We start from the raw sequence: 20,642 nt of genomic DNA on the forward strand, positions 1-20,642 counted from the left end.
CCGGCCTCTCGCATTTTTAGACGCAGTACAGCCGTGGCGCATTGCGCGGAAATCGACCTGTCATAGAAACTGTCGAGCACGTGCGTGGCGGACGCACAGGCAAGATTACTGCCGCTTTCGGCGCGATAACGGACATGGCCGGACATGCTGCCAATTCGACGCGGTGGCGAATGGACCCGAACGGAACTGAGCCGTACGACGCGGTGGTGCTTCCAAGCCGGGCTATTTCGAGAAGGTTGACTGGGCGCATCCTTGCTGAATCAGGATGTCGGTCTCCGGTCATTTCTCCTTAAAATGCCAAACCCCGTCCCAATCGGCCGGCGGCGGACTGCTGCGCAACAGGCTGATACGTTCGATAAACAGGCGGGACGGTCCATCTTGGGCGTCGCCGAGCTGGCAGCTTTCGAAGCACCGCTGCGCCTCTTCCCAGTCCTGCCGGCGATAGGCGGCCAAGCCGTTCGCGTACATCTCGCGAAGCTGAATCTGCTCCGGCGCGATCTCGCCTGCGCGGCCCATTGCTTCATAGATGCGGACCGGCTCGGTTTTGCCGGCGACCGTGATGAGATCAAGCTCGCGTGCCTCAATGACGTGCTGGGCCGTTCGATAGGTCTCTTCGCTGAGGATGAGCGAGGTGCCATAGAGTTTGTTGATACTCTCCAGACGCGAGGCGAGATTCACCGTGTCGCCGATCACGGTATAGGACCGTGACGAATCCGAGCCGATGGTCCCGACCACGGCTTCGCCGGTAGCGATGCCCATACGGATGGCAAGTTCGGGCGGATTGCGTCGCATCCCGGTGATCTCGGGCAACTGTGCGCGAAGCTGGATGACCGCTTCCTGTTGTGCCAACGCCGCGAGGCAGGCATCGCTGGCGTGGTCGTCGCCGGCAGAGAAGGGTGAGACCCAAAAGGCCATGACGGCGTCACCGATATATTTGTCGATGAAGCCGCGATGGGCATGAATGACCTCGGCGACCGTTCCGAAATAGCTGTTCAGCAGGTTGACGACGGCGCTCGCGGTCAGTTGCTCGCTGATGCCGCTGAAGTCCTTGATGTCGGAAAAAAAGATCGTGAGCGTACGGCGCTCAGCCTGTTCGGCGCCGCTGCCGATTAAACGGCTGACGATGCGTGGGTCGACGAATTTGCCGAAGGTATCCTTGATACGCTCCCGCGTGCGAAGCTCCTCGACCATCCGATTAAACGACAGCGCGAGTTCGCCGACCTCGTCACGCGTGAGGATCGACAACGGCTCCGAAACCGAGCCGGCCTCGATGGCGCGGGTGCCGACGACCAACTGGCGAAGACCTCCGACGACACGCGCCGATCCCACCGCGCTGACGCCGAGGCCAATGCCGCAGGCGAGCAGGAACAAGCCAAAGCTCAAGTAAGTGTTAAGCCGTTGTCGGGCGAGTACATCGCGGGTTGCGCGATCCGTGAGACCGGCGAGGTTAAGGCGGACCTCGGAAAGGTCCGGTCCGAAAGCCTGGGCATATTTGGCGAAGCCAAGCGAAGCCGTCCGGGCATCCTCACGCCGGCCATCGACAAGGGCAGCCATTACCTGCTCGCCAGTAGCGAGAAACCCCTCCAGGCTGCGGATTAGATACTTGAACGCTCCCTCGATGCGCGCCAGTTCGACGCGCTCCGAAGTCCCGTAGCCCCGGTCCTTGATTGCCTTGGCGATCAATGCCGTTGCCGCGTCAGCATCGACGCGCAATTCGTCGCCGACCTGCTTTTTTGCGGCAATTGCCGCCGCCAGTTCTGGAGGATTCAGGGGATCGAGCCGCAGCGCACGCAAAATACCGAGTTCGTACCTGTCGGTATCGACATCGAGCTCTGCGACCAGCCGCGTCAGCGGCAGTTCGTATTCGGCGATGTTGCTGATTTGATCGCTGTCCAGCTTTTGAACAATGGCGAGGACGCCGACCACAGCGCCAAACAGCGCCAGCAGGATGCCGGCAAGAAGAAAAATTTTCTTGCGGATCGTCATTGGACGGCCCCCCGCGACATCGAAAGACGCGTTCGAATTGAGCTAGCCCTCAGTCGGAGACAGGATTTAAGCAGTTCCACCGGACTTCAGCAAACACCGGCGCCCAACGCCTGCGATGCGCAAGCAGGCCCGGTTTTGGCACATCGCGTCGTTTCGCTGCTGCGCAGCAACGGCATTGATCGCCAAGGCAATCAAGGACCGGGGCTATCGGGGCGTAGCGGACGCTGGCGAGCCGCTGGCGCGGGCCGCGCACAGGCAGCCTGTGAACAACGGGATCAGCGGGGACATCTATCGCCGCGGTCTTGAGCGTTCGGCGTCGTCGCGGTTCAATGCGACATCTTACGGAGATGGGAGACCATCGCGTCGGTGTCGGGCTCCAGTTCGCGACTGCCCCGATTTGCAGCGGTCACCGAGTAGGACACGGCCGGGAAATAGGCCCCTGGTGCAGAGGTTCTGAAATCGCCCGCTAGTCTAGTGTCGGCGTCGAACTCTGATAAAACATCTCGCCATCGTCACTAAGCGCCCGCCGGTTCACGCCGGCGGGTGTCCCATGGCATTTTCAACCAGCTGATACCGGTACCGCCGCATTTGTATCGGCAGCGGATTGCGCGTGCTCCGTAACCTGATGAACCACGGGCAATTGCAGCACGGTCACTCGCTGCCCTTCAGAGAGATGCGTGACGAGTACATTACTTCCATCTGGAAATTCGATCGCATCATGGTAACGATGCGGAACAGCTGGGTCTATCGCGCCGAATTTCCCTACTCGGAAATTGGTTGCCTTTGTCCTCCATCCGTTGTCGTATTTGACATCGTCGGCGAACGCCAGTTCGGTCCCCGGAAGCATGCAGACCGCTACGGCGGGCTCACTTTCTGATGCGAAACCGCGAGTCGAAGTCCCGCGGAACGTCGTGGTGATCAGCGTCTCTCCAACTTGGGCGGGGCGCGTTGCTACAGCGTGCAGACTATAGTCACACATCGGGTTGCTCCTCGTTCGAGATAGCCAACCCGCGCCCCCTCGGAGGCGCAGGCCTCTATCAGAGTGGACAGTGGGCTGTGAGCTTTTGCTTCATTGTGGGCGATTGTACGGCCCTCGGGCGACCGCCCTCATCACAAATACGTTTGAGGAGGCATCCAATCCTTGCCACCCCGCCGGCCGTCTGAATCGCTTTCCGCGCTGGCCGGTGGTCGGACAGCCTTCGAGACGGGAAACGCGCCAGCTTGTGCTTCTGGATCTCGCAACAGCGCCAACGATCGTGTACCGGGGCGGTCTCATGGTTTGAATTTATCGATTTCCGCCGCGATATCGTCGTCGGTAGCCTTTTCAGCGGTGATCAGTTCCTGCGCAAGCCCGCGCCGAAAATCGCGCTCCGCTGTTTCCATCAGCCCGGCCACCAAATCTTCTGGCACTCGGTCGAGAGCGGCGTCTTGATAGACTTCGGAGTCGACCGAATAAGTAACGCCATTTGCCGGGATGCCCTCGACGAAAATGCGAACCTTCCAGCCGCTTAACGTCGGGATCGCGCGAACTTCGTAGACCTTGCCGCCGTGTTCGAAGGCCGTAGTCTTGTGCATCGCACTCTCCACTGCCAATGGCCGACGCCCGCGCAAATGCACAAAGCTCCCGGTGGGGAATTGTCAAATCAGCAAATCAGCAGACCGCGCCTAACCTTCCGGGAACAGCTTGTCGGTCGTTTTGTCCAAACGCTTCTCCTTGCTGCGCGCATCCGACAAATGACCAAGTAGGTCGCCATTCAACTTATAAATGCTCGCACCTTTAAGATCGTAAAGCTTTTATGGCCGGGGCTTGGAAGCCCGCCGGACATGGGGAGCGTTCTGGGTGCGCGCAAGGAATTCCCCAAACGGGGATGGATTTTTAAGTGTCACAGAAAGCGCTCCAGAGGCCGATCGCTATGGGGACGAGAGCGACGCAAATCCATAAAGCCGGCGCGCTGGAGCTTGGGCCGGCAATAAGGATCCAAACACCGAAGCCGACGATTAAGGCTGAGATCGCATAGGCGGCCGCTTTGTCCATGCTCGATCCAAAAGCGAAACTGGAATCGATTGCCATTGCTACTATTTGCTACGGGCCAAAACGTTCCAATCAGGACTTTGGCCTCGTCTTCAGCCTGAGCTGGACCAAGCGGGCGGATGCCGTCGATTAATATGTTCCCGTCAGCGGCAGTACTCGTTGCAAAATCGCGCCGAGGCAAATGAGCACCACGAGCAACTTGAGCAGGTTTGCTAGTCGACCATCGGTGGCAAACTTGTCGATGGCCCAAAAGCAGATTGCGCCGACGACGACGATAATCAAAACTCCTATTAAGGCTGAAATCATGGCAACCTCGTTGTGCTTTCGAAACTCATTTCCCCTTCGCCTTGGTCTGGTCGACCCGATCTTCGCGAAACTCCGGTGGTCCCTTGGTAAGCCTGCGCCGGCGCTGGGCGCGTTCTTCCGGCGGTGCGGCAGGATCGATAATCTTTTCGATGGCCTTTGTGGCGAGCTCCTGAGCGCGCAATCTCCGGCCGGGCTTGCCGATGGGCTGCGCGGGCGTCTTGACCCTGAGCCCGAGCGCGACCAGGCGGCGAATGGCGTGCGCTCGGGTAATGTTCTTGTCGGGTGATGATGCGATCCAGGCATCGATCGCCGCGAGCTCAGTGGGGTGCCAGCGCTCGCCCACTTGCGTACCGCGCCCGGTCGTGGCCGGCCTTCCCCTTTTCTTTTTAGTGGTAACCCGAATTGACTTGGTCATGAATTATGGTTACCACTAAAGCAAGTCGAGGGGAAGCTGGAACCACGGACCGGGAACTGGTGTTTGCGGTTAAGCACACAGCGGAAATCACGGCACTCAAGGCGCACTATGAAGCGGCATGGTACGGTGAGAAGAGGGGCGCTTCGTGAAGCGCCGGCGCCGATCGCGCTGAAACGACCTGCCGCCCGGCTCATCCCCGGGCGGTTTTTGTGCTGCCGGCCGCACCACGCGGCTCCGGTCGCGGGCCTCGGCGAGAGGCCCAACTGACGCGGCCTTACTTGGGTGGACTTAATCCGCTTTGGCTCCAGCCAGTATTGGCCGATTGGAACGGATCCTGAGCCAGCACCTTGTGGACGTGCTCGCACTTGGGGCACTCAAACGTCCGCAGATCGGACCCCGCGGGGCCGGGTTCGATACGGGCCAGCATCATGCGCCCGCCCTGACACTTTGGGCAGCGCGGTCGCTCGGTCGGGAGAAGCGAGGGGTCTTGCCGAATATGAGCTAGGGCATGTGACGCATCCCTTGATCCGGCGGAAGTGCAACACTCTCAGTCACCGGTAGAGGCCGGAGCGGATCGGTGATGGAACTATGATGGAACCACCGCGGTTCCGCCGCTGTTCAATTTTGCTCATTCGCGAAAAGTTAGTGAGCAGGCAGCCTCCACAACTGAGGCATCGACTGAGGGCGCCATCTTAAGCCATTCCTCGGCGAGCCGGTGCCACGCCTCCTTATCGATAGGACTGACCACCTTGGCGGCCTCCTCTCGGCATTCCTCGGCCTGCTTGCGAAACCTGGCTGCATAATCATCGGACATGGCAGCCGGATAATGCACCAAGGCGAACTTGGACCCTCGCTCTGACGAATTAAGAAAGAGTCCTTGGAACCATTGGCCGAAGAAAAATCTTGGAATAGTCGGGTGCGCCCACCGCCGCGGCGCTAACTGATCCGGAACGGCCTCAGCCTTGCCCCCCTTACGCTGGGGCCGTTTCTTTTGACAGGCGGAGTCGTCCATGCGCCGGTGCCGATCGACCGGCACCACAACGGCCCGCACGAACTTAAAAGGCCGCAGGCATTTTCGCGCTGCGACCTACCGGGCTCAAAATAATTTGGTTTTACAAAATGGTTGATCCGCCGTTCAGCCCCGGTCCTCAAAGACTGAGCCAAATTTTTATGAGCGGGGAGTCAAAACCGTGGTTCCAGCCAGAGGAACACGGCAGGTGTTGCAAAACTGCAGCGCACGAACACCACGAAGAACGAAAGAGGCCGCCAGCTGAGGCGGCCTTACTGCTAAGTCGGGGGTTGCAAGCCGGGCGATGAAAGCCACTCGCTCATGTGAGATGCGGTCTCTAGCTCTGATCTTTTTGAGGAGCCCGTCCATCTGAGGACCGGGCTTGAGCTTGGCGACTTGGGCTTCCAGCTTGGATTTCTCGGCTGCGATGTTTTCTTCAAATGTGTGAGGGGCGGATCGGCGACGCTGCATGACACAACCTCGGGCTTACGGGTCCTGACCGTAGGGTTAAGAGCACTGCCGATCCTAATATGCCGCTGCCCGGCGGTCGGTTCCGAAGTGAGCATTCAAATTTGGCCACTGCAAAAGTCAAATTAGGCCACTGAGGGTCGGAGCAGGCTAGTACCAAATGTAGCGACGGGGATTGATGCTCAAAATGACCGCTGCCCTTGCAATCCGGGCATTCATCCCGGGCGGGAAGGTGGTCAATTTCTATCTGAACGCAAAAAAAGTGGCAGGTCGTCGGCTTCTTCATTGGCTGGAAAGCCCGTATCAGGTTCGGGAATTTTGTATGTCTTACGTTCCAGGCGCGCCCATTGCGTCGCCTGGCGATAGTCACGGCAGTGGAGAATCATTTCCTGGTCCCGAACGACAACCACGACGTCGCAGATCGGAGAATCCGGATAACTCCGGATCGTAACTGCCGGCGGAGCGTATTTGCCGGTCATCGCAACATCTTTCTTTGCCTGAAAGCATTTCCCGGCTGGATGACACGGGGCTGTAACAGCCGGGCGGCTTCACGGAGCGCGGTCCCTGAGTTATCGACTCAAACTAGCCTGAGAGGATTCGTTCCACCCGCCTAAGACGCAACCAGCCTAAAGTTTTGTCGGCTGCTGGTCTCAGGTAGGCGCTGGCGTTGGGCACGCACGCCACCCGCGCCATCAGGCCTTACGTTTGGGTGCATCCGGACGAGGAGCGGTGAGTGTCATCGGTGACGTCGTCGGCGTGTGCGTGCGCCAACGATCTCCGACCTCATCCCCCCTGTGAACAACGGGATCAGCGGGGACATCTATCGCTGCAGTCTTGAGCATTCCGTGTGGTCGCGGTTCAATACGACATCTTACGGAGATGGGAGACCATCGCGTCGGTGTCGGGCTCCAGTTCGCGACTGCCCCGATTTGCAGCGGCCACCGATCAGGATACGGCCGGGAGATAGGCCCCCGGTGCAGAGGTTCTGAGATCGCCCGCTAATGTGTGGCCGCCGTAGGACAGGAAAGGCCGTCTGGGAAACCAGGCGGCCTTTTTCTTTGCGTTGTGGCGGATAGCTCGTCCCGGACGCGCCTGTGTGCCTTACACCAGCCTCGCCGCGGCGCGGTCGATCATCTCACCGCGGCGGATTTGCGCCTGGGCAATCCGGTCCTTCATGAAGGCGAGCACTTCCGGCGGCGCGGTATCGGGCGAACCGGAATTGAACGGCGGCGCCGGGTTGTATTCGAGCCGGAGCTGGATCGCTTCCGCGGTGCGGCGGTCATGCAGCAGCGAGACCAGGGTCAGCGCGAAATCGATCCCCGCGGTGACGCCGCCGCCGGTGACGCGGTTGCGGTCGACGCAGACGCGCGTTTTGGTCGGGACGGCCCCGAAGGCGGGGAGGAAATCCATCGCGGTCCAGTGCGTCGCCGCGCGATAACCCTTCAGAAGACCGGCAGCGCCGAGCACAAGCGATCCCGTGCAGACCGAGGTGACGTATTTGGCGCCGTCGGCCTGCTTTCGCAGGAAGGCCAGCATCTCCTCGTCATTGACCATGTCGTCGGTGCCGACGCCGCCGGGCACGCAGATCACGTCGAGTTGCGGGCAGTCCGCGAAGGTGATGGTCGGCGTCAGCATCAACACGGAGTCGGTGGCGACCGGCTCGATCCGCTTCCAGATCAGATGCACCTTGGCGCCGGGCAGGCTGGCAAACACCTGCAACGGTCCGGTGAAGTCGAGCTGGGTCACCTTCGGAAACAGCACGAGACCAATCTGAAGCGGTGCGGACATCGAAATCCTCCTTGTCGGCTTGACGTCGGCATCCTGTCATGGTCGTCTGTTGTCCGAAATGCCATATTTCCCTCATTTCAGGACATCTGTCTTTTAAAGGACATGGCGATCCATGATCGGCATTCTCGTCTTTCCCGATTTCCAGTTGCTCGACGCAGCCGGGCCGATTTCGGTGTTCGAAATCGCGGCGCGCTATGCCACCGGCAAGCCGTCGATCAGGGTCGTGGCGGCGACGCCGGGGCCGGTGCGCAGCACGTCCGGCGTCGAGATGCTGGCGCGGGGCATGAGGTCGGCCAGTGCGATCACCACCTTGGTCATCGCGGGCGGCGAGGGCGTCGAGGCGGCGGCGCGATGTCCGCGGACGCTTGCCTTCGTGCGCGGCGTGGCCAAACGCGGCGTTCGCATCGCCAGCGTCTGCTCCGGCGCCATTGTGCTTGCGGAAGCCGGGCTGCTCGACGGCCGCCGCGCCACCACGCATTGGCAACGGACGCGGCATTTTCTCAAGCTCTATCCGAAGGTGAAGCTGGAGGCCGACCAGATTTTCACCCGCGACGGCAATATCTGGACGTCAGCCGGCATCACCGCCGGCATCGATCTGGCGCTGGCGATGGTGACGGAGGATTTCGGCGACGAGATCGCGCAGAAGACCGCCAAGCAACTCGTGCTCTATCACCGGCGCAGCGGCGGCCAGTCGCAATTCTCCTCGCTCTTGGAATTGAAGGCGCCGAATGGCCGGTTCGGGCCGCTATTGGCGTGGGCACGCGAACATCTCGATGCGCCGCTCACGGTCGAGGATCTGGCCGAGCAGGCCAACATGAGCTCGCGGCATTTCACCCGCGCCTTCATCGCGGAGACCGGCACCACGCCGTCGAAGGCGGTGGAGCGGTTGCGGATCGAGGTGGCGCGGCAGCGTGTGCAGTCTTCCAGCGAGGCGATCGAACGCGTCGCCGAGACCACCGGGTTTCGCGATCCGGAGCGGATGCGCCGCGCCTTCATCCGCGCCTTCGGCCAGCCGCCGCAATCGCTGAGAAGGGCGGCGCGGGCGGGTTAAGGTTTCTCCAGGAGCCCCAGCCGGCGCCCGAGCCATTCGGTGGTCGGTGCCTGGATCAGGATCGTCATCAGGATTGCGATGAAGGTGACGGACGCGATCATTTGCGCGCCCGGCGCCTTCATGCCGAGCAGCAGGCCGGCGAGGGCGGCGGGGATGACGCCGGTTTCGCGGGTCCAGCACATGAACAGCAGTTCGGCAACGCTCCAGCGCGCGCGGCGGTCGGGCCCTGCGCACAGGAACACGGTCGCCGGTCGCGCCACCAGCATCAGCACCGCGACCACGGCAGCACCACCGAGCCAGTATTGTTGCATCAGCGCGAAATCGACCTGCGCGCCGAGCAGAATAAAGATGAACAGACGCATGATGAACGCGGTCGTCTGCACGAACTCGTCGAGCCGTTGGGTCTCGCCGGCTTCCATCCGGAAACCGAAAACTTCCTTGTTGCCGAGCACGATGCCGAACACGAACACCGCCATGAAGCCGGACGCATGCAGGCCGTCGGCGGCGAAGTAGGCGCCGATGACCGCGACCAGCGTTACGACGGGCGCGTATTCGGCGAGGAAGTCGAGCTTTTCATGCGCGATCAGTAGGGCCGCGAGATAGCCGAGCCCGATGCCGGCGACGATGCCGATGACGGATTCCTTGGCGGGGTTGAACAGCGACCCAACGAAGGAGAACTCGCCGCTGCCGGTCGCCACCGCCAGCACGCCGAAGGTGATAATTGCGCCCATGGCGTCGTTGAACGCGGACTCGCTCATTACGGTTTGCGCAACACGGTCCCTGATCCGCACCTGGCGAAAGATCGGCACCAGCGTCGCCGGATCGGTCGAGGCCAGCGTCGACGCCAGCAACAGCGCCGTGACCAGGGGAATGCCGAGGATGTAGTGCGCGGCAATGCCGGTGATAACCGCCGTGATCAGCACGCCGACGGTGGCGATGACGAGAATAGTGATCCAGACTCGTTTCAGCACCTCGAGCCGCAGCGACGCGCCGCCGTCGAACAGGATGTAGCTCGCGCCGAACAGCAGGATGATCTGGTTCAACGCTGAGTCCGCTGAAATGTCGACCAGCCCGAGCGCCTGCGGGCCGATCGCAATCCCCGTGACCAGGAATACCGCGACGTCGGGGATCCTGATCTTCTGCGCGACGAAGCCGGCGATGGTGCCGATCGCGAGGATCAGCCCGCACGACAGCAACGTGTGCTTGGCGACCTCGATGGAGGCGGAGGCTTCCAAAACGATTCCCTTCGACCTGACGCGGCCAGCTTAGCGTTACTTCAGCGCCTTGAGCCAGCCTGCGATTTCGGTCAGCGCGACGTTGGCCTGCGGCAGCAGCTTGCCCATGGTGAAGAAGCCGTGGAACTGGCCGGGGAAATGCCGGTAGGCCACGGGCACGCCGGCCTGCTTCAGCCGCGCGGCATACTCGTCGCCTTCATCGCGCAGGGGATCGGCGCCCGCGGTCATGACATAGGACGGCGGCAATCCGGCGAGCGACTTGGCGCGCGCGGGCGAGGCCTTCCAGTTGTCGATATCGGCGGTGCCGGTGAGATAGTGGTTGCAGAACCACTTGATCACGGAATGGGTCAGGAGAATGCTGGTCTCGGGCTCGCGGTGCGAGGGATGCGACATCGCAAAATCGGTGGCGGGATAGATCAGCACCTGGCCGGCGATTTTTGGGCCGTCGCCGTCGCGCGCGGCCAGCGCTACCACGGCGGCGAGATTGCCGCCGGCGCTGTCGCCACCGACGATGAGTTGAGCCGCGTCGATGCCGAGCGTTGTCGCGTTGGCGGCGATCCATTTGGTCGCCGCGATCGCATCATCGGCGGCGGCGGGGAATTTGTGCTCGGGGGCGAGACGGTAGTCGACCGAGATGACGATCAACTCGCCTTCATGCGCGAGCTTGCGGCAAACCACGTCATGCGAGTCGAGATCGCCGATCACCCAGCCGCCGCCGTGGAAGAACACCAGGCAGGGCGCGAGGCCATTGCTCTTGCGCAGCGTCTTCGGCGCGTAGATGCGCGCCGGGATCGCGCCAAGCGGGGCAGGGATCGACAGCGGTTTGGCGGATTCCAGTTCCGGCGGTTCGGGGTTGGAGACGGGCCGGCCGGCCAGATAGAACTCGCGCGCCACGGTTGGCGATACCGATTCATAGGGCGGACGGTTGGCGGCCTGGAAAGCCGCGAATACAGCGGCGGCATCGGGATCGAGAACGACGGGCATTGAAGACCTCTCATTTAGAACTGTCATTCCGGGATGGTCCGAAGGACCAGACCCGGAAGTTCGAACTTCCGGGTTCGATGCTTCGCATCGCCCCGGAACGACAACATCAAGCCGCGGTCCTTCCGCCATCTACCGTGTAAGCAGAACCTGAGACGTAGCTGGCCTCGTCGGAAGCCAGGAACGCCACGATGGACGCGACTTCGGAAGCCTGTCCGAGCCGGCGCGCCGGAATGCGGTCGACGATCTTTTCGTTCGGCGGCGGCTCGTTGCCGGGACTGCGGCCCTGCAAGATTGTAGAGAGCATCCGGCTGTCGATCAGGCCGGGGCAGACGCAATTGACCCGCACGCCGGTGCCGGTGCATTCCCACGCCGCGCTCTTGGTGAGGCCGATCACCGCGTGCTTGCTGGCTGAGTAGACCGCGATCATCGGCGAGCCCATCAGGCCGGCGATGGAGGCGGTGTTGATGATGCTGCCCTTGTTCTGCTTCAGCATGACAGGCAGCACATGCTTCATGCCGAGGAAGACGCCGACCACATTGACGTCGAGCACGCGGCGAAAACTCTCCAGCGAATATTCCGGGATCGGCTTGATGTCGCCCTCGATGCCGGCGTTGTTGTAGAAGGCGTCGATGGTGCCGAACTTGTCGACCGCTGATCGGACATAGTCGGCGACCTCGTCTTCCCTGGTGACGTCGGCGGTGATTGCCAGCGCCTCGGCGGAGGCCGGCAGGCCCTTGATGGCGTCCGCCAGATCCTGCGCCTTGCGGTCGACGGCGACGATGCGGGCGCCACGCTCGGCCAGCAGGCGGAGGGTGGCGGTTCCGATGACGCCGGCCGCACCGGTGACGACGGCGACCCGGCCATCGAGGCGAATTCGATCGGTCATGTCAGGGGTTTCCTCTGGCTCGTCCGGTTATCCCGGATTTTGGTGGTTTTCGCGCGGGGGAACAGGCGCGAACGGCCGCAACTATTTCATTTGTGGCCAAGCCTGACTAGTGAGCCTGACCAGCGGGGCTGGCGGCGGGCCAGGAAGGGTGGGGAAACCGCCCTTTCCCCGCCGTATTCGGCGTGTTAACCGGTGGGTACGCGAGCGGCGGATATTGTCTGTACTATGTCGCGAGCCCGATTCGCCTTTAAAGCCGCGCGAGAATGTTTCGAACCATTGCCCTGACCGGTTTTGCGGCCCTGGTGGCCGCCTCGACCATCTCGTTTGCGCCTGTGGCGCAAGCGCAGATCGGCAATATCTTTTCGGATCAGCCGCTGCGCCCGCCCGGCGCCATTCCGCGCGGCAATCAGCCGCCGCAGCAAGCCCCTGATGACGACGAGGAAGTGCCGGAGTTGCCGCGCGGCCGGCTGCTGCCGACCCCGAACCGGCCGCCGCCGGGCCAAGGCGTTCCCGCGCCCGGAAGCGTGCAATCGCAGCCGCTGGCGCCGCCGCCCGGTACCACCGTGATTCCGCAGAACACACCGCCGGGCATTGCGGTCGCGCCTCCCCAGCCGGGCGGTCCCGGCGCGCCGGCCGCGGCCAATGCGCCGCCAGGCGCCAATCCGTTGCCGGGATTGCCGCCCGGACAGAAACAGCCCAAGAGCGTGCCGGGCGCACCGGCGACCCTGCAGCCGGGCGACGAAGTCGTGTCCGAGCCGCCGGCGACCAAGATCACCAACAAGAAGGCGAGCTTCTCCGGTCTCGACAAGATCACCGGCCGCATCATCAATTTCGACGAGGATATCGGCGAGACCGTGCAGTTCGGTGCGCTGCGCGTGAAGACCGATGCCTGCTACACCCGCCCGTCCACGGAAGCCGCCAACACCGACGCCTTTGTCGAGGTCGACGAGATCACGCTGCAGGGCGAGGTGAAGCGGATTTTCTCCGGCTGGATGTATGCCGCGAGCCCCGGCCTGCATGGCGTCGAGCATCCGATTTACGATATCTGGCTGACCGACTGCAAAGTCCCCGACCAGACCATCGTCTCTGCGCAGCCCGATCCGCCAAAACCGCCACCGCCGCCGCCCGCACAGAAGCGTCCGCCCGCGCCGCCGAAGCAGGCTGCGCCGCGCCCATCAGGTCCGCCGCCGCAACCGCAATTCCAGCAGCAGCCTCCGCCGCCGCCCCCGCAACAACAGCGTCCGGGCGGGCTGTTCGGCGGCCTGTTCGGGAATAACTAGTCGCGTGTCCCGGGCGCTGCGCAGCACGAAGTGATGCGCTGCAGACCCGGGATCCAGACATTCTCGTGAACTTCTAGGTCCCGGCTCTGCGGCGCACCGCAAGGGCGCTGCACCGCGTCCGGGACACGCGCTAAGCTAGCCACGTTCGGCAATGATCGCGAGTGCTTGCGCGCCGCTGATGCTGGCCGGCAATCGCATGAAATCCGCGGGCTCGCCTGATATCGCTCTGTCCAGCATTGCGCGATAGCGCCGCCGGGGGATTTCGACCGCGCCAAAACTGCGCAGATGCTCGGTGACATATTGGGTATCGAGCAATTCGAAACCACCGGCGTTGAGCCGCGCCACCAAATGCACCAGTGCCACCTTGGACGCGTCGCGGGCGTGGTGAAACATGCTCTCGCCGAAGAAAGCGCGGCCGAGGCTGACGCCATAGAGCCCGCCGACCAGCGCGTCATTCTGCCACACCTCGACGCTGTGGCAGTGCCCAATTTCGAAAAGCCCGACATAGAGATCGCGGATGCGCTTGTTGATCCAGGTGTCGTCGCGCCCGGGCTGCGGCGCCGCGCAGCCGGCAATCACCGCCTTGAACGCGGTGTCGACGGTGACGGTAAACGCTTCGGAACGCACGGTGCGGGCCAGCCGCGAGGCGATGCGGAAGCCGTCGAGCGGGATCAGCCCGCGCAGTTCCGGCTCGACCCAGAACAGCGTTGGATCGTCGGCGCTTTCGGCCATCGGGAAGATGCCGCAGGCATAGGCCCGCAGCAGCACCTCGGGCGTGATTTCGGAAGCGGCAGAGTCGCGCGATGTCATGGGCTGAGGATAGCAGGACGCAGCGGGCCTATGCTACGTTCCAAAGAAAACGGCGGCGCGTCCGGAACATCGGGACAGCGCGAACGCCGTCAGGGGAAACAAGAGGGGCATTCGTGAAAATTACCTGGAAGACCATCGCGCCGCTGGCCGTCTGGCTTGCGCTCTATCTGGTGCCGGTGCCGGCCGGCCTCAACGCCGATCAATGGCATTATTTTGCGATATTCGCGGCCGTGATCACCGGGCTGATCCTGGAATCGATGCCGGTCGGCGCGGTCGGCATCATCGGCCTGACGGCGGCCGGCGTCATGGGCTATGTCGAACACGATCCCAACAAGTCGTTGCGCTGGATGCTGGGCGGATTCGCCGAAAGCACGGTGTGGCTGATCGTCGGCGCCTTCGTGTTCTCGATCGGCTACCGCAAGAGCGGCCTCGGCCGCCGGCTGGCGCTATTGCTGGTCCACAAGCTCGGCCGCAGCACCATCGGGCTCGGTTATGCCGTGGCATTTTCCGATCTGGTGCTGGCGCCGGCGACACCGTCCAACACCGCGCGCAGCGGCGGCACGGTCTATCCGATCGTCAGCAACATTCCCAGGATCTACGGCTCGGAACCCGGGCCAACCGCCGGCAAGATCGGCACCTATGTGATGTGGACGGCGTTTGCGACCACCGCGGTGACGAGCTCGCTGTTCCTCACCGCGCTGGCGCCCAATGCGGCCGCGCTCTCGATCGCCAAGAAGATCGTCAATGTCGATGTCGGCTGGTCGCAATGGTTCGCGGGCTTCGCGCCGCTTGGCATCCTGCTGCTGATCCTGGTGCCGCTGCTGAGCTATTTGGTGTGCCGGCCGGAGGTGAAGGAAAGCCCCGAGATCGTCGAATGGAGTGCGGGCGAACTCAAGACCATGGGACCGATGTCGCGCAGTGAACGGATCATGGCAGCCCTGGTGCTGCTGGCGATGTTCCTGTGGATCTGCGGCTCCAACCCGACCATCAGCCTGCCGGTGCTGGGATCGAATTTCATCAACCCGACCATGGTCGTGTTCGTCGTGATCTCGCTGATGCTGTTGACCGGCGTCATCGACTTCGACGACATCGTCCGCGAAAAGGCCGCGTGGGAGGTGTTCTTCTATTTCACCTCGCTGCTGACGCTATCGTCGGGCCTGAACGAAATCGGCTTCATCAAATGGGTGGCGGAGGGATTTGCAAAACCGCTCGCAACGATGAGCCCGTTGACCGGCATGATCCTGCTGGTCTCGTTCTTCTTCTGGGTGCACTACTTCTTTTCCAGCATCACCTCGCATACGGCAGCGGTATTGCCGGTCGTACTCGCCGTCGGCACCAGCATTCCCGGCCTGTCGATACCGACGTTGACGCTACTCTGCGTCTATTCGCTGGGCCTGATGGGGGTGATCTCGCCCTATGCCACCGGACCCGCGCCGATGTATTACGGCAGCGGCTACATCGGGAAGGGTGACTTCTGGAAGTTCGGCCTGATCTTCGGCGTGATCTATTTCGCCGGCCTGCTGCTGATCGTGATGCCGTGGCTGCAGGTGATCGGGTAGACGAAAAGACCCGTGGCAGCACGGCGAACACGACGGGAATAGCCGCTCTGGCGATCCCCTGAATCGCCGTGCAGCACCATCCTTCGGCGTGGTGCAAATGACACAACCTCGACCAAACCGCGTCATCCTGCCGCAGATGTCATTGCTGGTTCCCAATCGCGGAACTAGCGTTGGACGTCGGTACAAGCGGCCGGGCATGGGCTGACCCGCGTTCTGGGGCGTGCAATGGGGTGGGTGGCGTGCCGCTTCGAAAAGGCGGCTTTGGCGTCGGTAACGGTTGCGCTGACGTTGCTGATCGCCGTCGCAGCAACGCATCCCGCTACCGCGCAGACCCCGGCTCAGGCTCAGCCGCAGGCCCAGGTCCAGGTCAATCAAACCTTCGTATCGCAAGGACCGGCGGCTGAATTCGGCAACTACAACTGGATCGGAGCCGCCGACCTGACGCCGAACGGCACCGCAGCCGGCGCCGTGCAGGCGGTGCTGCTCGACCCGGCGCTTGGCGCGGGAACGATATTTGCCGGCTCGCCCAACGGCGGAATCTGGATGAGCAGCAACGGCGGTGCCAACTGGACGGCGCTCACCAGCAACCAGGCATCGCTGTCGATCTCGAGTCTCAGCCTCGATCCGATGGACCCCAAAGGCAAGACGATCATCGCGGGCATCGGCATGACCGACAACGGCGAGTACAGCCAGTTCAACCTTGCCCATGGCGCCAGCGGCGCCCTGACCGGACTGCTCTATACCACCAACGGCGGTGCGAGCTGGAGTGCGCTGTCGCTGGGTGTTGGGTCCCCCGAGAGTGTGGTCAGCGCGATGGTGCGCGGCAGTACGATCCTGGCTGCAACATACGAAGTGCAGGCGCCCAACGGCAGCACCACGGGCTATGGCCTTTTTCGCAGCACCGACGGCGGGGTCAGCTTCACAAATATGGCGACCGTTGCCAGCAGCAGGTTGCCGGCCGGCGCCGTGACCTCGCTGGTCGCCGATCCCAGCGATCCCACCACTTTCTACGCCGCGGTAAAGAACTCCAGCAACATTGGCGCGACCGCCGTCTATGTCAGCCACGACATGGGCGAGACCTGGACGTCGATCTTCACAAAAACCGACAGCCACCGCCTGATCGTATCCGGCGGTGACCCAACGACGATCACGCTTGCCGCGGGTCCTGACCATTCGGTCGCGATCGCCGTCAGCGACCTCACGACGAAATCGCTCGCCGGAGTGTTCCTGTCATCAAGCTCCGGCGGCTGGAATAAATTAACCCATGTACCCAACGTCGTCGCCGGCCTCGGTCAGACGCCGGTGAATCTTCATATCGCCATCGATCCCGGTAACCAGAACATCGTCTATCTCACGGGTGACGGCAACAGTTCGGCCTCGGGCGTCGCCGAGCGTCTGAAGTACGATCCGCTCAGCAACGTCACGACGCTCGCCAGCCTCACCTTCGAAGGTACCGGCACCGGCCAGAACGCCAGCACGCTCCACTCCGACTCGCGCGCGATCACATTCGACCCGGCCGGCAACATGATCGTGGCGACCGACGGCGGCATCTATCTGCGCACCAATCCGCAAGGCGACGGCACCTGGCAGGGCGGTACCGGGACCTGGCAGGGCTTGAACGGTAACCTCAACGTGTTCGAGGGCTATACCGTCGCCTACGACGCCAACAGCAAGCGCGTTGCGATCGCCCTGCAGGACAACGGCTCGGCGTTGCAGCACCTCGCGGGCAGCGGACAGTTCGATATCATCAACGGCGGCGACGGCACCAATGTTGCCATCAACGACCGCACGCTCAATTCTCCGACCACGCCGCTGGCGTCGAGACAGAGCGCGATCTACTCGACCACGGCGAATTTCGGGCTTCCGTCCCGCCTGATTGTCAACGCGGATGGATCGGTGGCGGATCCCCAGCCGTACGATTCCGTGCTGCATCCCGGCGGCGTTCCGATCAGATGCGCGGACGCCGCCAGCCCGACCTATACGTTCTGCGTGGACGTCGTGCACGCGGGGCCGGCCTTCTCGGCGCTGTTCCTCCTGAACCGGGTCGATCCCAGCCTGATTGCCATCAGCGGCGCCACCAATGTCTTCACGACGCAGGACACGCTGTCCGGCGCCAACGGCCCCACCGCGACCACGGTCAATCTGTTTCTGACCGATCTTGGAGCCGTGGGAATCGGTACGCCGAGCGTCATCAGCTATGGCGCAAACGACAACACGCAGGCCATCGTCGTCGGCGCTTCCGGGAATCCCAACAACAATTTCGCAAACGGGTCGGTCTGGTTCAGCGCCACCGGCGCGACCAACTCGCTGGCCCAGCTCACTGGCTACAACGGGGATACCCCGACCGGTATCGTGTTCGACAATCGGAGCTCCGCGCACCTGTATGTGGCCGATGCCACCAACATCTATTACACGACCAGCAACACAAGTGCGGCCGCGACCTTCAACCAGGTGGCGTCGAGCCTGTTGCCGGCGGGCTTCACCCGTCCGACCTCGGTCGAATTCATCGCCAATAACGGCGTCAATGCGTTGCTCGTCGGCGGTCTGAACACGACGCTTTCCTGCACGCTCGGAGTGCAGAACGGCTGCATCATCCAGCCGACGCAGAGCCCGATCACGGTCGCCGATGCCGATATCAACGGGACGCCGTCGAACTGGCGTGCGTTCGGCCAGGGCCTGCCTAACGCGCTGGTCTATCAGATGGCCTATAACCCGGCGGTCGATGTGCTCGCGGTGTCCTCGATCGGCGCCGGCGCTTATGTGCTCTATGACGTCACCAGCTACTTCCAGCAGGCCACCACGCTGCAATTCGGCCTTGCCAACAACGATTCCCGGCCGGACGCGTCGTATCTCACCGACGGCAGTGTCGGCGTGCGTCCGTTGATCAAATACGGCACCGGCACGCTGACGATCGCGGGCGATGCGAGCTATACCGGCGGCACCACGATCAAGGATGGCGCGCTCGTGCTCGGTAATGGTGGTGCGAGCGGCAGCGTACGCGGCAATATCGCGTTCTGCGCAGACACGAGCGATGTCTATTGCAACGCCTCGACCAACAAGTTCCTCATGTTCAACCGATCCGACATCTACACGTTTGCCGGCAGCATCACGGGCGCCGGCCAATTGAAACAGGAAGGGCCGGGCACCACCGTACTGAGCGGCCAGAGCACCTACACCGGCCCGACCAGCGTCGATGCCGGAACACTCTCGGTGACCGGCTCGATCGCCTCGGCGGTATCAGTCAATTCCGGCGGCGTGCTCGCGGGCAGCGGCACGGTCGGCTCGACCACGATCAATCCCGGTGGCCTGCTGGCGCCGTCCAATCCCGGCGCGCCGCTTACCGTGCAGGGCAACCTCGCGTTCGCGACCGCCGGCGCCTACCTCGTCGAGATCAGCAACAACCTGGCGGATCGCGTCAACGTCACGGGCAGCGCCGCGCTCGCGGGCACGGTCTATGCGGTGCTGGTCGGGACGACCGTGTCGAAGCGGTACACGATCCTCAATGCAACCGGCGGCATCACGGGGACCTTCGCGGGCATCAACAATCTGCCGGCGACGCTGCCGGGCACGCTGAGCTACGATGCGAACAATGTCCTTCTCAATCTGTCGCTGAACTACAACGCGCTCGGCAGCCTCAACACCAACCAGCAGAACGTCGCCAACGTGCTGTCCCGCTTCTTCAACGCCAATGGCAGCATTCCCGTCAGCTTTGCGACGCTGACGTCATCGGCGCTGTCGCAGGTCGCGGGCGAGAGCGCGACCGGCTCGCAGCAGACGACGTTCCAGGCGATGACGCAGTTCGTCACGATGCTGCTCGATCCCTTCATCGGCGGACGTGAGCGCGCGCCGGCGCCGCCGCCCGCGACGGGTTACGCCGAAGACGATAGCGCCAGCGCCAATGCTGCGCGCGGTCAAAGGTTGTCGGCAAACGAGCGCGCCGCCTATGCCGCCGTCTTCACCAAGGCGCCGCTGCGCCAGTTCTATGACCCGCACTGGAGCGTATGGGCCTCCGCGCTCGGCGGCTCGCAGACGACCGACGGCAATGCCGTGACGGGATCGAACGGAACCACCAGCCGCATCTTCGGCATGGCCGCGGGCGCGGACTATCTGCTCTCGCCGCACACCATTGCGGGCTTCGCTCTCGCCGGCGGCGGTACCAGTTTCAGCGTTGCCAATGGCGGCACCGGCCGCTCCGACCTGTTCCAGGCCGGCGCCTTCGTGCGGCATACGTCCGGTGCGGCCTATGTCTCGGCCGCGCTCGCCTATGGCTGGCAGGACGTCACCGCCGACCGCCTGGTCATCGCCGACAAGCTCCATGCCGAGTTCAACGCCAACGCGCTGTCAGGGCGCGTCGAGGGCGGCTATCGCTTCGCCACCCGGTGGTTCGGCATTGCGCCTTATGCAGCGGGGCAGTTCACGAGCTTCTTCCTGCCGGCCTATGCGGAAACCGCGATCTTCGGCGCCAACAATTTTGCGCTGGCGTATGGCGCGCAGACGGTGACGGATGCGCGCACCGAGCTTGGCTTCCGCACGGATCGATCCTTTGCGTTGACGACAGGACTACTCACACTACGCAGCCGGGTGGCTTGGGCGCATGACTACAATCCCGGCCGCGCCGTTGCCGCCACCTTCCAGACCCTGCCGGGCGCGTCCTTTGTCGTGAACGGTGCGGCGCAGGCAAGCGATGCGGCGCTGGCGGGTGCTTCCGCCGAGCTGATATGGCGGAGCGGCTGGTCGGCCTCAGCGACCTTCGAGGGCGAGTTCTCCAACGTCACCGCCAGTTACACGGGCAGGGGGACGGTAAGGTACGTGTGGTAAGGTCGCATCAAGGTG

The 20,642-nt window shown here is 63.0% G+C and carries 16 protein-coding genes; 5 read left to right on the forward strand and 11 right to left on the reverse strand.

Translation table 11 applies throughout. The annotated features are described in order from the left end of the window. Positions 1–279: 279 nt before the first annotated feature. From BLS26_RS33800 to BLS26_RS33810, 3 genes are all read right to left on the reverse strand, one after another. On the reverse strand, positions 280–1,986 hold the full coding sequence (locus BLS26_RS33800) for an adenylate/guanylate cyclase domain-containing protein (protein WP_092516842.1): 1,707 nt from the start codon (positions 1,984–1,986) through the stop codon (positions 280–282). 559 nt (positions 1,987–2,545) lie between these two features. Beyond that, the gene (locus tag BLS26_RS33805; RefSeq protein ID WP_092516844.1) at positions 2,546–2,965 is read right to left on the reverse strand and encodes a hypothetical protein; all 420 of its coding nucleotides are present in this window, start codon (positions 2,963–2,965) and stop codon (positions 2,546–2,548) included. Between the two features lie 293 nt (positions 2,966–3,258). After that, positions 3,259–3,561, reverse strand: a complete 303-nt coding sequence (locus tag BLS26_RS33810) for a hypothetical protein (protein ID WP_092516846.1) — start codon at positions 3,559–3,561, stop codon at positions 3,259–3,261. Positions 3,562–4,013: 452 nt separating this feature from the next. Between BLS26_RS33810 and BLS26_RS36140 the strand changes: the two genes are divergently transcribed. After that, positions 4,014–4,151, forward strand: coding sequence for a hypothetical protein (locus BLS26_RS36140; RefSeq protein WP_157676660.1), 138 nt, complete (start codon positions 4,014–4,016; stop codon positions 4,149–4,151). Here the strand turns inward: BLS26_RS36140 and BLS26_RS36145 are convergent. From BLS26_RS36145 to BLS26_RS33830, 4 genes are all read right to left on the reverse strand, one after another. Then, positions 4,148–4,324: a hypothetical protein gene (locus tag BLS26_RS36145; protein WP_154070753.1), complete on the reverse strand. Its 177-nt coding sequence runs from the start codon at positions 4,322–4,324 to the stop codon at positions 4,148–4,150. The genes BLS26_RS36140 and BLS26_RS36145 overlap by 4 nt on opposite strands. Before the next feature lie 25 nt (positions 4,325–4,349). Beyond that, on the reverse strand, positions 4,350–4,739 hold the full coding sequence (locus BLS26_RS33815; protein ID WP_092516848.1) for a hypothetical protein: 390 nt from the start codon (positions 4,737–4,739) through the stop codon (positions 4,350–4,352). A 1,713-nt stretch (positions 4,740–6,452) separates the two neighbouring features. Beyond that, positions 6,453–6,695 (reverse strand): hypothetical protein, encoded by a 243-nt coding sequence (locus BLS26_RS36150; protein ID WP_157676661.1) that lies wholly within the window; start codon positions 6,693–6,695, stop codon positions 6,453–6,455. Between the two features lie 622 nt (positions 6,696–7,317). Then, positions 7,318–8,004 (reverse strand): DJ-1/PfpI family protein, encoded by a 687-nt coding sequence (locus BLS26_RS33830; RefSeq protein WP_092516854.1) that lies wholly within the window; start codon positions 8,002–8,004, stop codon positions 7,318–7,320. Positions 8,005–8,116: 112 nt separating this feature from the next. On the opposite strand from BLS26_RS33830, the gene BLS26_RS33835 reads away from it, so the two are divergent. After that, entirely contained in the window at positions 8,117–9,055 is a 939-nt protein-coding gene (locus BLS26_RS33835; protein WP_092516857.1) for a GlxA family transcriptional regulator, read from the forward strand. Here BLS26_RS33835 and BLS26_RS33840 read toward each other — a convergent pair. From BLS26_RS33840 to BLS26_RS33850, 3 genes are all read right to left on the reverse strand, one after another. Continuing rightward, a complete protein-coding gene (locus BLS26_RS33840; RefSeq protein WP_092516859.1) occupies positions 9,052–10,290 on the reverse strand; it encodes a sodium:proton antiporter in 1,239 nt (412 codons plus the stop codon). The genes BLS26_RS33835 and BLS26_RS33840 overlap by 4 nt on opposite strands. A gap of 36 nt (positions 10,291–10,326) precedes the next feature. Further along, positions 10,327–11,274: an alpha/beta hydrolase gene (locus tag BLS26_RS33845; RefSeq protein ID WP_092516861.1), complete on the reverse strand. Its 948-nt coding sequence runs from the start codon at positions 11,272–11,274 to the stop codon at positions 10,327–10,329. 106 nt (positions 11,275–11,380) lie between these two features. Then, positions 11,381–12,160 (reverse strand): SDR family NAD(P)-dependent oxidoreductase, encoded by a 780-nt coding sequence (locus BLS26_RS33850; protein WP_092516863.1) that lies wholly within the window; start codon positions 12,158–12,160, stop codon positions 11,381–11,383. 263 nt (positions 12,161–12,423) lie between these two features. Between BLS26_RS33850 and BLS26_RS33855 the strand changes: the two genes are divergently transcribed. After that, a complete protein-coding gene (locus BLS26_RS33855) occupies positions 12,424–13,440 on the forward strand; it encodes a DUF2155 domain-containing protein (RefSeq protein ID WP_092516864.1) in 1,017 nt (338 codons plus the stop codon). Between the two features lie 135 nt (positions 13,441–13,575). Here the strand turns inward: BLS26_RS33855 and aat are convergent, their stop codons facing one another. Continuing rightward, a complete protein-coding gene (aat, locus tag BLS26_RS33860) occupies positions 13,576–14,250 on the reverse strand; it encodes a leucyl/phenylalanyl-tRNA--protein transferase (protein WP_092516865.1) in 675 nt (224 codons plus the stop codon). A gap of 113 nt (positions 14,251–14,363) precedes the next feature. Here aat and BLS26_RS33865 point away from each other — a divergent pair, with 113 nt between their 5' ends. Both BLS26_RS33865 and BLS26_RS36985 read left to right on the forward strand, forming a co-directional pair. Continuing rightward, positions 14,364–15,809 carry a DASS family sodium-coupled anion symporter gene (locus BLS26_RS33865; RefSeq protein ID WP_244541776.1) on the forward strand — a complete coding sequence of 482 codons (1,446 nt, stop codon included), beginning with the start codon at positions 14,364–14,366 and terminating at the stop codon, positions 15,807–15,809. Between the two features lie 225 nt (positions 15,810–16,034). Further along, on the forward strand, positions 16,035–20,627 hold the full coding sequence (locus tag BLS26_RS36985; RefSeq protein WP_244541777.1) for an autotransporter domain-containing protein: 4,593 nt from the start codon (positions 16,035–16,037) through the stop codon (positions 20,625–20,627). Positions 20,628–20,642: the final 15 nt, after the last annotated feature.

Source organism: Afipia sp. GAS231, from assembly GCF_900103365.1.
Lineage (GTDB): Bacteria > Pseudomonadota > Alphaproteobacteria > Rhizobiales > Xanthobacteraceae > Bradyrhizobium.